This window comes from Cupriavidus sp. 2TAF22 (assembly GCF_052115045.1).
Taxonomy (GTDB): domain Bacteria; phylum Pseudomonadota; class Gammaproteobacteria; order Burkholderiales; family Burkholderiaceae; genus Cupriavidus.
The window spans coordinates 24,014-38,358 of sequence record NZ_JBFRFX010000054.1; the positions used below are offsets into that span (position 1 = coordinate 24,014).

General features: G+C 64.9%; 10 protein-coding genes. 8 read left to right on the forward strand and 2 right to left on the reverse strand.

The window, feature by feature from the left end; translation table 11 throughout:
• Positions 1-17 precede the first annotated feature (17 nt).
• Positions 18-941, reverse strand: a complete 924-nt coding sequence (locus AB4Z48_RS36010) for a LysR substrate-binding domain-containing protein (protein WP_441622950.1) — start codon at positions 939-941, stop codon at positions 18-20.
• A 201-nt stretch (positions 942-1,142) separates the two neighbouring features.
• Here AB4Z48_RS36010 and AB4Z48_RS36015 point away from each other — a divergent pair, with 201 nt between their 5' ends.
• The gene (locus AB4Z48_RS36015) at positions 1,143-2,129 is read left to right on the forward strand and encodes an MBL fold metallo-hydrolase (protein WP_441622952.1); all 987 of its coding nucleotides are present in this window, start codon (positions 1,143-1,145) and stop codon (positions 2,127-2,129) included.
• A gap of 72 nt (positions 2,130-2,201) precedes the next feature.
• Here the strand turns inward: AB4Z48_RS36015 and AB4Z48_RS36020 are convergent, their stop codons facing one another.
• Positions 2,202-2,789, reverse strand: coding sequence for a cupin domain-containing protein (locus AB4Z48_RS36020; protein WP_441622954.1), 588 nt, complete (start codon positions 2,787-2,789; stop codon positions 2,202-2,204).
• 394 nt (positions 2,790-3,183) lie between these two features.
• On the opposite strand from AB4Z48_RS36020, the gene AB4Z48_RS36025 reads away from it, so the two are divergent.
• The 7 genes from AB4Z48_RS36025 to AB4Z48_RS36055 all read left to right on the forward strand — a co-directional run bounded on the left by AB4Z48_RS36025 (position 3,184) and on the right by AB4Z48_RS36055 (position 13,925).
• A complete protein-coding gene (locus tag AB4Z48_RS36025; RefSeq protein ID WP_441622956.1) occupies positions 3,184-4,461 on the forward strand; it encodes a M20 family metallo-hydrolase in 1,278 nt (425 codons plus the stop codon).
• 118 nt (positions 4,462-4,579) lie between these two features.
• Positions 4,580-5,929 (forward strand): MFS transporter, encoded by a 1,350-nt coding sequence (locus tag AB4Z48_RS36030; protein WP_441622958.1) that lies wholly within the window; start codon positions 4,580-4,582, stop codon positions 5,927-5,929.
• Positions 5,930-6,012: 83 nt separating this feature from the next.
• On the forward strand, positions 6,013-7,479 hold the full coding sequence (locus AB4Z48_RS36035; RefSeq protein WP_441622960.1) for an amidase: 1,467 nt from the start codon (positions 6,013-6,015) through the stop codon (positions 7,477-7,479).
• A gap of 165 nt (positions 7,480-7,644) precedes the next feature.
• A complete protein-coding gene (locus tag AB4Z48_RS36040) occupies positions 7,645-8,154 on the forward strand; it encodes a sigma-70 family RNA polymerase sigma factor (RefSeq protein WP_441622962.1) in 510 nt (169 codons plus the stop codon).
• Positions 8,155-8,212: 58 nt separating this feature from the next.
• Positions 8,213-9,184, forward strand: a complete 972-nt coding sequence (locus AB4Z48_RS36045; protein ID WP_441622964.1) for a FecR domain-containing protein — start codon at positions 8,213-8,215, stop codon at positions 9,182-9,184.
• Between the two features lie 111 nt (positions 9,185-9,295).
• Entirely contained in the window at positions 9,296-11,509 is a 2,214-nt protein-coding gene (locus AB4Z48_RS36050) for a TonB-dependent receptor (protein ID WP_441622968.1), read from the forward strand.
• Positions 11,510-11,573: 64 nt separating this feature from the next.
• Positions 11,574-13,925 (forward strand): TonB-dependent siderophore receptor, encoded by a 2,352-nt coding sequence (locus AB4Z48_RS36055; RefSeq protein ID WP_441622966.1) that lies wholly within the window; start codon positions 11,574-11,576, stop codon positions 13,923-13,925.
• Positions 13,926-14,345 lie beyond the last annotated feature (420 nt).

Sequence of the window (14,345 nt, forward strand, 5' to 3'; positions counted from 1 at the left end):
GCGAGTTGCCGATGCGTTCAGCGCCGTGCGCCTGCGGCACCCGGTGCGAGCCGCAGCACGAGGAAGTCGATGAACGCGCGCAACTTTGGCGGCTGTACGTGCCCGCGCGGAAACACGGCGTGCAGGTCCGGGCAACGCCCGAGCCAGCCAGGCAGTACCGGCACCACCAGGCCTTGCCCGACATGCCGCGCCATGATCAGGTCTGTTGCCATCATCAGGCCCGCGCCGTCGAACAGTGGCGCCTTGAGTGTCTCCGGATCGTCGGCCTCGATCACGGGGCGGATTGGGTAGTCGGTGAGCCCTTCGGCAGCGTCCTCGCGGCGCATTGGCCAGGCATGGCCGCTGGCGCGCCTGGCCACGCGCGTGGATAGCGCCATGTGCTCGCACAGTGCGTCCGGATGGGTGGGTTCGCCATGCTGCGCGAGATAGGCGGGGCTGGCGTAGATGCGGTTCGGGAAGGTGGCGAGTCGCCGTGCGGCCATCGATGAATCCGGCAGGTCGCCCATGCGCAGTGCCAGGTCGATTTCCTCGCCGACGAGATCGAGCGTGCGGTGGCTGAGCACCAGCTCGATGTTCACGTTCGGGTTTTCGCCGCGGAAATCTGCCAGCAGCGGGCCGAGCAGGGTGATCGCCAGCGAGTAGGATGCCGTGATGCGCAACGTGCCGCGCGGCGTGCCCTGCAACTGGCCTACCGCTGCATCGGCGTTTGCCAGCATGCCGGGAATGGCGCGGCAGGATTCGTAGTAGAGCGTGCCGGCCTCCGTCAGGCCGAGGCGGCGTGTGGTCCGGTGCAAGAGTTGCACCCCAAGCCGCTGCTCGAGTTCGCGCAGCTTGCGGCTGACCGTGGTCTTGGGCAGGAGCAACTCGGCTGCGGCGGCGGTGAAACTCCCCGCTTCCACGACCTTGAGGAAGACCAGCGTGTCATTCATGTCGGGAGGCATGGACGTCTCGGTTCGCGCACGGCGCCAGGTCAATGATCGATGCCGCCAATTATGCCGATTATGCCAATGGTGGCACAATTATTCCCAAGAAAGACAGCTTATCGCGGCAGAGCGCGATCGCTATTGTTCCGTTTATCGCTGATTCAGCACCAGTACGGCACCTGATAAGGGGCCAGTGCGCAACCCGGACCGATACCGATCATGAATTTCCCCCGCTTCCTGCTTCTTGCCACCGCATCCATGACCGTCCTTGCCGCCAGTCCGGCAAACGCCGGTGCGACAGATTCGCCGGACACATCGTCCAGCCCTGGATGGGCGGCGCACCAGGCCCCCGGTTTCTACCGCTTTGCGCTGGGGGCGTTTCGCGTCACGGTGCTGTCGGATGGCACCGCGCCGCGCGACGTGTCGAAGATCATGAGCAAGCCGCAAGCCGTGCGCGAGGCGTTCGCGGCCGCCCACCAGGCATTGCCGGTGGAGATCTCCGTCAACTGCTTCCTGGTCGACACCGGCGAGCGTCGCATTCTCGTCGATACCGGCGCGGGCGAGCTGTTCGGGCCGCTGACCGGCCACCTCGTCGAGAACCTCCGTGCTGCCGGCTACCAGCCCGGCGATATCGACGACATCCTGCTGACGCATATCCACGGCGACCACTCCGGCGGCCTCAGTATCGGCGGGCAGCGGGTGTTCCCGCATGCAGTGGTGCACGTGGACCAGCGCGATCCGGCCTTGTGGCTCAGCCCCGAAGCCGAGGCCAGGGCGCCGGCGGCGGCCCGCACCACCTTCCGGCAGTCGCACCAGACTGTCGACCCGTATGTGGTGGCGGGCAAGCTGCGCACCTTCGACGGTGCCACCGAACTGTTCCCCGGCGTGCGCTCGGTACCGCTATACGGCCACACGCCGGGCATGAACGGCTACTTCATCGAGAGCCGGGGTCAGCGGCTGCTGCTCTGGGGAGACGTCATCCACGCCAGCGAGGCGCAGTTCGGCGATCCGGGCATCACCATCGAGTACGACGTCGCTCCTGCCGCCGCGGCGGCCACGCGGCAGCGCATCCTTGCCGACGCGGCCCGGCAAGGCTATCTGGTGGGAGGCGCCCATATGGCATTCCCCGGGCTGGGTCATGTACAGGCCGGGCAGGCCGGTTTTCGCTGGGTGCCCGCTCCCGATGGCCTGAAACGCAAGGAGTAACGCAGGAATGATCCGCGCAAGGGCTGGCAGGATGTCGTCGAGGCCTGCGGGATAGTCGCTCTGGTGACTGCGTCAGAAGCTCTGGGGCGTGTTGACCCACAACACCTGGGCTTCCGTGCTGCCAATGTTCCGGTAGCCATGCGGGAGGTGCGAAAAGAAAAAGAAGGAGTCGCCTTTGCTCACGCGGATAGTCTGATCGGCCACGGTGAGTTCCAGTTCTCCTTGCAGTACATAGCCCATTTCTTCGCCCTGATGCTCGAGAAAGCCCTGGGACGAGGTTCCCGCGGGGATGTGATGGATATTGGATTCCAGCAGGGCGCACAGATGGTTGGGGAGCAGCGTTTCCAGCGACACGCCATCGCCAGCCCGTCGATGTTCCGTCCGCAGTATTTGTCGCTGACCCTCCCGCATGACCGTCACCGATCCAGTGGTGTTGTCTTCTTCAATAAACAGCTTGGCGACACTGATTCCCAGCGTCACGGCAATCTTGTGAAGCATCGGGAGGGAAGGGCGGACCTTGCAGTTCTCGACTTTCGACAGGAAGCTCTCAGTGCAGCCGACTTTCTCCGCCAGTTGACGCAAGCTCAGCTTGCGATTGAGTCTCGCGTGCTTGAGCCTTCCGCCGATGACGATTTCCTGATTAATTTCGTTGTTTTCCATAATATGCGATGGCGCGATCAGTACTGGACCGGATTTATCGTTCCGTCTTCGGTGAAGTTTCTCGATCCGGCGTGAATCTTCGATAATTCTACGGCACGGATTAATAGTATTCCGGCATTTCGAAATAGTAACGCATTTTCGATTTGGCGTGTAGCAATGTAACGAGTGCAGGCATGGGGTCGATAAATCGGCGAGATGTCGACGTCACCTCCGCCGCGTCGGCATCGGAGCCAAATTCAAGGGGTGGTTTTCGCGATCCGCAGCCTGATTGTGGCTTGGATGCCGCTTTTTGTTCGTATAAATGACACTAACATTCCTGCTAGTCAAGTGACTTGACTTTATGGGGTTGGCTGGGCAAACTGGGTGCCACGATAAACGACGCCCCCCGGAAACAATGCAAGTCGACAATCCCACATCTGTATCCACGGTGACAGCCGCACCGCTTATCAACGGTGCCAGGCTCTCGGACCGCCACCGCGCGATGGCCGAAATCGGCGCCACCGGCAATGGCGGCGTTAACCGTCAGGCACTGACGGCAGAGGACACCAGGGGGCGGCAACTCCTTCTGGACTGGGCTTCGGGGAGGGGTTACATCACGGCCATCGATCCGATCGGCAATCTTTTTATCCGCCGCCCGGGCGCGCGGCCGGAACTCAGTCCTGTCATGACGGGATCGCATCTCGATTCCCAGCCCACGGGCGGCAAGTTCGATGGCGTATTCGGGGTGCTGGCCGGGTTTGAAGTCCTTGAAACGCTTGACGATCATGGCGTGGTGACAGAGCGCCCGATGGAGCTCGTCGTCTGGATGAATGAAGAGGGTTCGAGATTTCCCCCGCCGACGATGGGGTCGGCGGTGGCGTCAGGCGCCTTGCCGCTCGACAGGGCACTGGCAATACGCGATGCGAAAGGCATCAGCGTTGGCGATGCGCTGGCGACGCAGATCGAGGCGCTTCCGCACTTGCAAAGCAGGCCTCTGGGCGGCAAAGGGTTTGCGTATATCGAGGCTCACATCGAGCAGGGCCCCGTCCTCGAAGATGCGGATTGCGACATCGGCATCGTCAGCGGCATTCAGGGTCTTCATTCCTATGAGATCGAAGTTCGCGGGATGGAGGCCCACGCCGGCACCACGCCATTGCGACACCGGAAAGATGCGCTGCTTGCGGCGACGGTGCTGATGGCACGGATTCGGAGTGAAATTGCGGATCCGCTCGACATACTGCGCTTCACCGTCGGACGGCTTGAAGTGGCACCCGGCTCGCCCAACACGGTTCCCGGAAAGGTTACCTTCAACATCGATCTCCGGCACCCGGATCCGGATCATCTCCTGCAAACGGGCGAGAAGATCCTCCAGATGTGTTCGAGCGAAGTCGAGCATTGCCCCGTCTCCGCCAAGGTATTGCTGCGCTCGACTCCCGTGAAGTTCGACGACCGTGTCGTGGCGGTTGTCGAGGACTCGGCGAAGGCTCGGAACCTGACGCACATGAGCATCGTCTCTGGCGCCACTCACGACGCCAAGTACATGGCAGACCACACGCCTACGGCCATGATCTTCGTGCCTTGCGAGAAGGGCATCAGCCATAACGAGGCAGAGCATGCCCGCGACAAGGATCTGGCCGCGGGCGCACAGATTCTTTGCGACGCAATGCTGGCTGTCATGTCAGCCAGGCTGTGACCGGATAGCCCGCCACTTGTCGCTCACACGGCGAGCCCGATGGATTGGATCTTCCACATCGCTCGCCGTGCGATCGCCATGGCCCAGGCTCGACCAAGATCAACGACCGGAGACAAAATTGTCCGCAATAAATCAAACGTCAGGCGGCGACGCAGCAGTATCTTCCGTCTATCGAAAGGTGGATCTACACCTGCTGCCGCTACTGTTTGTCGGCTTCATGTTCGCGTACCTCGATAGAGTCAATGTCGGTTTCGCGAAGCTGCAGATGCAGAGTGACCTGGCACTATCCGATGCGGCCTATGGGGTCGGCGCCGGCATCTTTTTCGTGGGTTACGTCCTGTTCGAGATCCCGAGTAACCTGCTGCTTCCGAAGGTGGGGGCGCGGGTCACCTTCAGCCGGATCATGGTGCTGTGGGGGATCGCGTCAATCTGCATGCTGTTCGTGAACAGTATTCCGGCCTTTTATGCGGTGCGCTTCTTGCTCGGCGTTTTCGAGGCCGGCTTTGCTCCTGGCGTGCTGTTTTATCTGTCCCGCTGGTATGGTCCGTCGCGCACTGCCGGCGCCATCTCCATTGTCTGGCTCGCGGGACCGGTCAGCGGAATCGTGGGCGGTCCTCTTTCCGCCTGGATCATGACGGCGTTTGCAGGGGCCGGCAATCTATCCGGCTGGCAATGGATGTTCTTGCTGGAAGGCGCCCCGTGTGTCGTCCTCGGCGTGATCGCCTACTTCGCCCTGTCGGATGGCCCGGCTACCGCGAAATGGCTGAGCCCGCAGGAAAAGCGCCTGCTTCAAGGGGAACTGGGCAGGGATGCCGGACGCCATGGTTCTTTCCGTGCTGTCCTGAGGGACCCGAAGGTCTATATTCTTGCCGTGGCCTACCTCTGCATCATCGCGCCAATCTACGCTCTCAGCTTCTGGCTTCCGACGATCCTCAAGCTCGAAGGCGTCGCCAGCACACAGCAGCTGGGCTGGTATTCAGCCATCCCCTACGTTGCTGCTGCATTGGCCATTTTTTATGGTGGCCGCAGTTCCGACAAGCATCGCGACAGACGTTTCCACATTGCGCTGCCTGTGTTCGTCGGCGTCCTCGCCTTTGTCGCCTGGATATTTGCCGACGGTAGCCTTCTGCTCACCATCGTTTGTCTCACACTCGCCACGGGGATGATGTGGATGGCAAATATCGTCTTCTGGGCCGTACCGCCGGAGTACATCAAAGGCGATGCGAGAGCGGGGGCGATTGCACTGATCAATACGATCGGTCTTTCCGGTGGGTTCTTCGGGCCAAGCATCATCGGATGGTCGAAGAGTCTGACGGGAAGCATGCATCTTGGCTTCTTGATCGTGGCCGCGATGCTTTTCATCTCGGGAGTCATCGTCCTCCTTCTGCGCTTGCATCCGGAAGACGTCGTTGAATTCGCATCGGATGGGCATGCACCGGTTCCCGCGGGAACGCGAGGCATGGATTGATCACGCCCGCGCTCAGGTAGCCGTTTCGTTGCGCGGCTGCTGGGGCATTCCGCTCTTATTGTTGGTTCTTTATTGGCATCGCTATGAAACTGGACGAATATGCGTCGCTTGATGGCGTAGGTTTGCACGATCTCATATCGAGCGGACAGGTCAGCCCCGCGGAAGTCGCGGCCGCTGCGCTGAATGCGCTCGAGGCTATCAACCCGAAGATCAATGCCGTGGTCGAGCATTGGCCCGCGGAGGCGGACTCAACCGCGTCCGCGGAACCAGGAAGCCTGCTTTCCGGCGTGCCCTTCCTCATCAAGGACCTGGGCGTGGCGATGAAGGGCCGCAGAAGCGAACTGGGTAGCCGGATAGCGCAAGGGCTGATTGCACGGGAAGACTCGAATCTGATGGTCAGATTCCGAAAGGCCGGCCTCGTCACGCTCGGCAGGACGACGATGCCCGAGCTGGCGGTGAGCACGACCACAGAGGCACGCGTGTGCGGGCCGACCAGGAATCCGTGGAATCTCGATCGCGGTGCCGGCGGCTCGAGCGGGGGCGCCGGCGCGGCCGTCGCAGCCGGAATCGTTCCGCTTGCCCATGCCACTGACGCCGGTGGCTCGATTCGCGTGCCCGCGGCATTGAATGGCCTGTTCGGCCTGAAGCCGACAAGGGGACGCGTATCCAACGGCCCCGCCGTAGACGAGGTATGGAACGGACTTGGCGTGCACTTTGGCGTGAGCCGGTCGGTGCGTGACAGCGCCGCCTTGCTCGATGCCGTGACCGGTGCCGGCATCGGCGAGCCGTATCAGATTGCGCCACCGGCCGACAGTTATCTGTCGGAACTCCAGCGCAGTCCGGGGAAGCTCAGGATCGGCTTCCTGCTCAACCCACAGAATTCCGGGCGGACCACCACTGTCGTGGCGGATGCCATCCGCGCCGTTGCCCGGTCTCTTGCATCGCTGGGCCATGAAGTGGAGGAAGTCACGCCGGACCTGGGCGTAAGCTGGGACAGTTTCGTTCACGCCAACGCGCAGATCTGGACCGCGAACGCGGCCATGAGGCTCAACGCCATCTCGGCGGCAACCGGCAGGCCCGTGACCCCGGGCATTCTCGAACCGGCGACATTCGCGGTCTACGAGTATGGGCGTCGCGTCAGCGGTACGGACCTGCTGGAGGCGCTGCAGGTCCGGAATGCCGTTACGCGGGCGACGGGCAAATTCTTCCTGGGCTACGACCTTCTCCTGACGCCGACGCTGCCAGATCTCGCGCCTCGGATAGGTGAGTACAACAAGGACGAGGGAATGCTTGATGGCTACGGCTGGATCGCGCACGTGCTCCAGCAATCACCATTCACCCCGTTGCCGAACGTTGCGGGGTTGCCCGCCATGTCGGTTCCGTTGTCGTTCGATAGCGCAACAGGATTGCCAATTGGCTCCCAGTTCGTTGCGGGGTTTGGACGAGAGGACATCCTTTTCCGCCTGGCGGCCCAACTGGAAGCGGCCATGCCCTGGCAAGGCCGCCGGCCGCCCGTGTGGGCCGGATCCCCGTTGGCTGACGCTGACTGACTCATTATGCGAAGGCGGGCGGCGCAGGGCTGTGCGCCAGCGTGGCAATGACCGGGCCTGCCGGCAGTTGTACTGGAGAGCCCGTCTGTAATACAATGCGAACCATTCTCATTTGCGATCTGTGAGGTTTGGCCGTGCCAGACTGATCATCATCAGGAATGCAGCATGGCTGCCGCCGAATCCGCTCTCCAGCGTCACGTTCACTCCCTCTATAGCGAGCACAACCGATGGCTCCAGGGCTGGTTGCGCCGCAAGCTGGGCAATGCCTGCGATGCGGCAGACCTGGCGCAGGACGTGTTTCTCCGCCTGCTCCACCGGCAGGCCGCGGATATCCGGGAGCCCCGCACCTACCTGAGCACGATCGCGCGCGGCCTGGTCATCGAGCACTGGCGGCGCCGGGAGCTGGAGCTGGCCTGGCTGGAGACGCTGGCGCAGTTGCCGCCGGCCCACGCGCCGTCGCCAGAGAGCCGGCTGCTCTTCCTGGAGGCCCTGATCGCCATCGACCGCATACTCGATGCGCTCAAGCCGCAGGTGCGCACCGCCTTCCTGTGGGCCCAGCTGGAAGGGCTGACCTGCCGGCAGATCGCGGAGCGCCTCGGGGTGTCGCTGGCGACGGCCGAACGCCATGTCGCCGCGGCCCTGCGCCATTGCTACGCTGTGCGCTTCGGTGACTGATCCCGCCAGTCCCTGCGGACCCACGCCGCCCGCGCCCGAACCCCGGATTCCCGCTCGCATGGTCGACAAGGCCGTTACCTGGACGATCCGGCTCGACTTCGGCGAGCCCACCGCCGGCACGCGCGAGGCGTTCGCACAGTGGCTCAAGGCGGACCCGCTGCACGCGCTCGCCTGGCAGCGGGTGCAGGCGCTGCGAGACGATTTCTCCGGCGTACCGGCAGCGCTTGCGCTGGATACGCTGCAAACCGCCGGCGCGCGGCGCAGCGCCGGCGGCCTGAAACGCCGTCAGGCGCTCAAGGTGCTGGCGCTGGCAGGTATCTCGCTGCTTGCCGTGCAGGGTGTGCGAGAACTGGCGCCATGGCAGCGCCTGCTTGCCGATACCAGCACCGCCACCGGCGAGCAGCGTACCGTGCGGCTCGATGATGGCAGCACCATCGTGCTCAATACGGACACGGCCATCAGTACCGGACTGGGCGCCGAGCGCCGCCTGATCACGCTGCGGCGCGGAGAGATCCTGGTCACCACGGGCCATGACGATGAATTTTCCGCCGCCAGCGGCGCGGCGCGGCCCTTCTGGGTGCAGACGCCGTTCGGCAGCCTGCGCGCATTGGGCACGCGCTTCGTGGTGCGTATCGAGGGCGCGCGCGCCCGGGTCAGCGTGCAGGAGGGCGCCGTCGCCCTGTATCCGTCGGCGGGCAATGGCGAGGACGTGGCACGCGCGGGGACGACCTGGTGGCTTGCCGCAGACGGCAGCACGCCGGCGGCGGCGCCGCCCATCGCGCCGGACGGCTGGGCCGAGGGCGTCATCGCCGGCAAGGACATGCGCCTGGCCGACGTGCTGGCCGAACTTGCCCGCTACCGCACCGGCCGCATCGTCTGCGATCCGCGCGTGGCGGACCTGCGCATATCCGGCACCTACCACCTGCGCGACACCGATCGGACGCTGCGCTTCCTGGCGCAGTCGCAGCCCGTTTCCATCGCCTATCGCACGCGCCTCTGGGTCACGGTTGGTCCCGCCGGCGGAAATTGACGCCACTTTGCCCATGTGCGGAAAAAAACCAGGGAAATATTGAGGGGATTTCGATTCTCGACCGGCCTACTGCGTAGGAACTTCAAACACCACGCTGCCGGAGAAGAGAATCTGATGTCTGCAACACGCCATGCCACTGCCATCGCCAACGCGCGCCCACCTCGACCCAAGCCGTTCGCGCTTGCACTGCACCACGCCTTTGTCTGTCTTGCGATGGGCGCGAGCGTGGCACCGCTCGGCGTGAGGGCGCAATCGCAGCCGGCGGATGCCACCGCGACGCTGCCGGCGGTGACCGTCACCGCCGCCACCGAGGCGCCGGGCGAATTGCCACCGGCCCATGCCGGCGGCCAGGTGGCGCGTGGCGGCCGCCTGGGGCTGCTGGGCAACAAGGGCGTGATGGACACGCCCTTCGCCGTGACCAACTACACCGCCCAGCGGATCGAGGACCAGCAGGCCGTCACCCTGGCCGAGGTGCTGAACAGCGATCCTTCCGTTCGCTTCACCGGCCAGGTCGGCGGCGTGACGGATTCCTTCTATATCCGCGGCTTCCCGATCAACGAGGGCAACCTGTCGGAAATCGCGTTTGACGGCGTCTACGGCGTTTCGCCCAACTACCACCTCTTCACCGAGTACCTGGAGCGGGTCGAGGTGCTCAAGGGCCCCGCCGCCCTGCTGTACGGCATGTCTCCCAACAGCGGCGTGGGCGGCGTGGTCAATGTCGTGCCCAAGCGGGCACTGGCGCAGGACCTGACGCGCTTTACCCTCGACTACGCGTCTGACGCGCAGGTGGGCGGCGCGATCGACCTGAGCCGCCGCTTTGGCGATGACCGGGAGTGGGGCATCCGTTTCAACGGCCTGCATCGCCAGGGACAGACCCCGCTGGACAACCAGAAATCGCGCGCGGAGGTGGCCGCGCTGTCGCTCGATTATCACGGCGAGCGCCTGCGGGCTTCGCTCGACCTGATCGAGCAATACCAGTGGGTGGACGCGCCGACGCGGCCCTTCCTGGTCGCGGCCGGCGTGCAGGTGCCCGCGGCGCCGGACGGCCGGCGCAATGTCAGCCAGCGGTGGGGCTGGTGGAAGTCCAATGATGTCTCGACGCTGCTGCACGCGGAGTACGACATCACCGACAACGTGACCGTGTTTGCCGACGCTGGCGGTACCCGCTCCGACGTGGCGCGGCTGTCGGACCAGACGCCGACCATCCTGAATTCGGCGGGTGCCACCTCGTCGGCGATACAGAACTGGAGGTTCCAGGTCAACCGGTCGAGCTTCGATACCGGCGTCAGGAGCAAGTTCGAGACCGGCCCCGTCAAGCACGCGCTGGCGCTGCAGGCGAACCTGTATATGGACCGCTTCGCCAGCGCCAACGTGGCCGGCACGCCTGTCACGTCCAATATCTATGCGCCGGTCGACCGCCCGGCGCAGGATATCGCCGCGCCGCAACGCGTGCCCAAGGTGTCCGACTCCACGCTGTCGGGGCTGTCCCTGGCCGACACCCTGAGCGTGCTCGACGACCGCGTGCAACTCACCCTCGGCCTGCGCTACCAGCAGGTCAAGTCGAACAACTACGCCGCCACCGGCGCCAAGACCGCCACGTACGACGAGAGCGCCGTCACGCCGCTGGCCGGCATCGTCTTCAAGCCCTGGCAGCACGTCTCGCTGTACGCGAACTACATCGAGGGACTGAGCAAGGGCGATATCGCGCCGGCGGTGGCGTCGAACGCGGGGCAGGTCTTCTCCCCGTACAAGACCAAGCAGCACGAGGTCGGCGTCAAGTACGACGCGGGCAAGGTGATGGCAACGCTGGCCGCTTTCCGCATGACCAAGCCCAGCGGCCAGTTGTCCGGCACGGTCTTCTCCGTCGACGGCGAGCAGCGCAACCAGGGCCTGGAGCTGACGATGTCGGGCCAGGCCTACAAGGGCGTGCGCCTGCTCGGCGGCGTGACCCTGCTCGACGGCGAACTGACCAAGACCAGCAGCGCGGCCACGCTCGGCAACCGCCCGGTCGGCGTGCCCACGGTGATGGCCAACCTGGGCACGGAATGGGACCTGCCGTGGGTGCCCGGCCTGACCCTGACCGGCGCCGTCAACTACACCGGCAGCGAATACGTGAACCAGGCAAACACGCAGCGGGTGCCGTCGTGGACCACGGTGGATCTGGGCGTGCGCTACAAGTCCTCGCTGTACGGCAAGTCGACCACCTTCCGTGCGGGTGTGTTCAATGCCTTCGATCGCAGGTACTGGTCGGGGGTGGCCTCGTTCAGCACGATCTCGCTGGGTGCGCCGCGTACCTTCATGGCGTCCATGAGCATGGACTTCTAAGCCATTGAGGGCACCTTGCCGCGCCTTTTCCTGCGCTCTCGCCTGTCTCGCCCTGTGGGTTGGCATGCCGTTGTCCACGGCGCGTGCCGCGCCGGGCACGGAGCAGGCCCGCTCCTTTGCCATCGGGCCAGGCCCGCTCTATGTGGTGCTCAACCGCTTCGCCAGCGCTGCCGGCATCGATCTTTCCTACGATGCGGCGCTGCTCGGTGCCGCCGAGAGCCCCGGCTTGCAAGGCAGCTATTCGGTGCCGGCAGGGCTGAGGGCGCTGCTGGCGGGAACCGGGCTGGAAGCGGTGGCGCTGCCGGGCGGCGGCTTTTCCTTGCGCAGGGCGCGCGAGGGCGCCCGCAGCGAGGCGGCGCCGGTGCTGCCCACGGTGACGGTCACCGGTACCGCCGCCGCCGCGGGCGAATTGCCGCAGCCCTTCGCGGGCGGGCAGGTCGCGCGCGGCGCCCGGCTGGGAATGCTCGGCAACACCGACATCATGGACGCGCCGTTCAGCCTCACCAGCTACACCGCCAGGGCGATCGAAGACCAGCAGGCGCGCACGGTGGGCGATGTGCTGGCCAATGATGCGTCGGTGCGCTTCGTCAGCCAGCCCGGTGGCATCCTCGATGCCTTCACGATCCGCGGCTTTCCGGTGGGCAACGGTAACTTCGGGGAAATCGCCTTCGATGGCCTGTATGGCGTTGCCTCCAACTACCGCGTGTCCACCGGCTATATCGAGCGCGTCGAGCTGATCAAGGGCCCGACCGCCATGCTGATCGGCATGGCGCCGAGCGGCAGTGTCGGCGGCGGCATCAACATCGTCCCCAAGCGGGCCACCGGACCGGACCAGATGCAGGTCACCGCCGACTATGCCGCGACATCGCAACTGGGTGGAAACGTTGACCTGAGCCGGCGTTTTGGCGCCGCGCGGCAGTTCGGCATCCGCCTCAACGGCAGCTACCGGGCAGGGGACACCAGGCTGGACAACCAGTCGCGCAACGCTGGTGCCGGCGCGCTGGCGCTCGACTATCAGGGAGAGCGCCTGCGTGCGACGCTGGACTTCATCGGCCAGCGGGAAAGGATCAACGCGCCGTCACGGCTGCTGCACATCCTTCCCGGCATCGCCGTGCCCGGCGCGCCGGATGGACAGCGCAATATCTCGCAGCCCTGGGAACACTCCAGGATCAGCGACCAGTCGCTGCTGCTTCGGGCGGAATACGAGATCGGCGACAAGCTGGCCTGGTTCCTGGACGGCGGCGGCGGCCGTACCCGGGTTGCCAGGCTCTTTGCCATCACGCCCACCATCGTCAACGAGGCCGGCGACATTGCCGTGTCGGATACGAACTACAAGTTCAACGTGGCCCGGGCTACCGCGGATACCGGCCTGCGGGCCCGCTTTGACACCGGGCCGGTCGGCCATCGCCTCAATCTGGTGGTCAGCGGCTATCGGGATCGACTGGGACGAGGCTTCAACAATTCGCCCGTCACCCTGCTGACGAACCTTTACCAGCCGGTTTCGCTTCCCATGCAGTTCATCGCGGATCCGGCCAGCGTGCCAACGGTTTCGGAAACCCGCCTGACCGGCGTGGCGCTGGCCGATACGCTGTCGCTGCTGGACCAGCGCGTGCAACTGACGCTGGGCGTGCGTCACCAGCAGGTCAGGTCGGCGAATTTCAGCACCGCCGGCGCCGTGACTTCGCGCTATGACGAATCGGCCGTGACGCCCATGCTCGGCCTCGTGGTGAAGCCCTGGCAGCACGTCTCCTTCTACGCCAACCGCGCCGAAGGGCTGAGCAAGGGCGACACCGCGCCCGCCAGCGCCAGCAACGCCGGCGAGGTCTTCGCGCCCTACAAGTCGATACAGTACGAAGCCGGCGTCAAGGTAGAGCGGGGAGGCATGATCGCCACGGTCAGCGCGTTCCAGATCACCCGGCCGGGTGGGCAGATGTCCGGCACGCTGTTCACCGCAGACGGCGAGCAGCGCAACCGCGGACTGGAGCTTGGCCTGTATGGCGAGCCGGTGCCAGGCGTGCGGCTGCTGGCCAGCGCCACCGTGCTCGATGCGAGGCCGGTGCGCACCGACAGCGCCGCGACCGCCGGCAAGACCCCCATCGGCGTGCCCAGGCTGCAAGCCAACCTGGGCGCCGAATGGGATGCCGCCTTCGCGCCCGGGCTGACGCTGACCGGCAGCCTGGTCTACACGGGCAGCCAGTATGTGGACCAGGCCAATACGCAACAGGGCATTGCGCAATGGACCCGCGTTGACCTTGGCGCGCGATACCGGACTACGCTGGCGCGCCGGCAGACCACCTTCCGGCTCAACGTCCGCAATGTCTTCGGCCAGCGCTACTGGGCCGCGGTCGATGCCTTCGGCGGCGTGGCGATCGCCGAGCCGCGCACCTTGCTGCTGTCGGCGACGATGGGCTTCTGATCCCATGTGACCGCATTGGAATTCCGGCAGGCCGCCGGTGTTCTCATCCCGGTGCGCCTCAAGGGTCCTCCCGCTGCCGCGTCATGCCGGCGTGATCGCCCAGATGTTTCCCGATGTTGGCGGCGCACGAACACACGGTGTCTGTTGTGTTGGTTTTTGCCTGCCAGATCAAAGCCTTCCCACACCGGGCTTCGGCGCCATTTTCCCCCTCGAGAAAAATTTCTCCCAAGCCCAGCCTGCGTTTGCGGGCGATTCGAGGCGACATGGCCCACCTTGGCACACTCCATGCGTTTGTACCTCCCGAGCGAAGCAAAGATGCTCGACAGCAAACGAACCGAAGTCCCAATCGATACCCGGCCAGCTGGCCAACCGCCTTCCAGGAGAACTGCCATGACTACCACCCTCGCCATCAAGGACCTG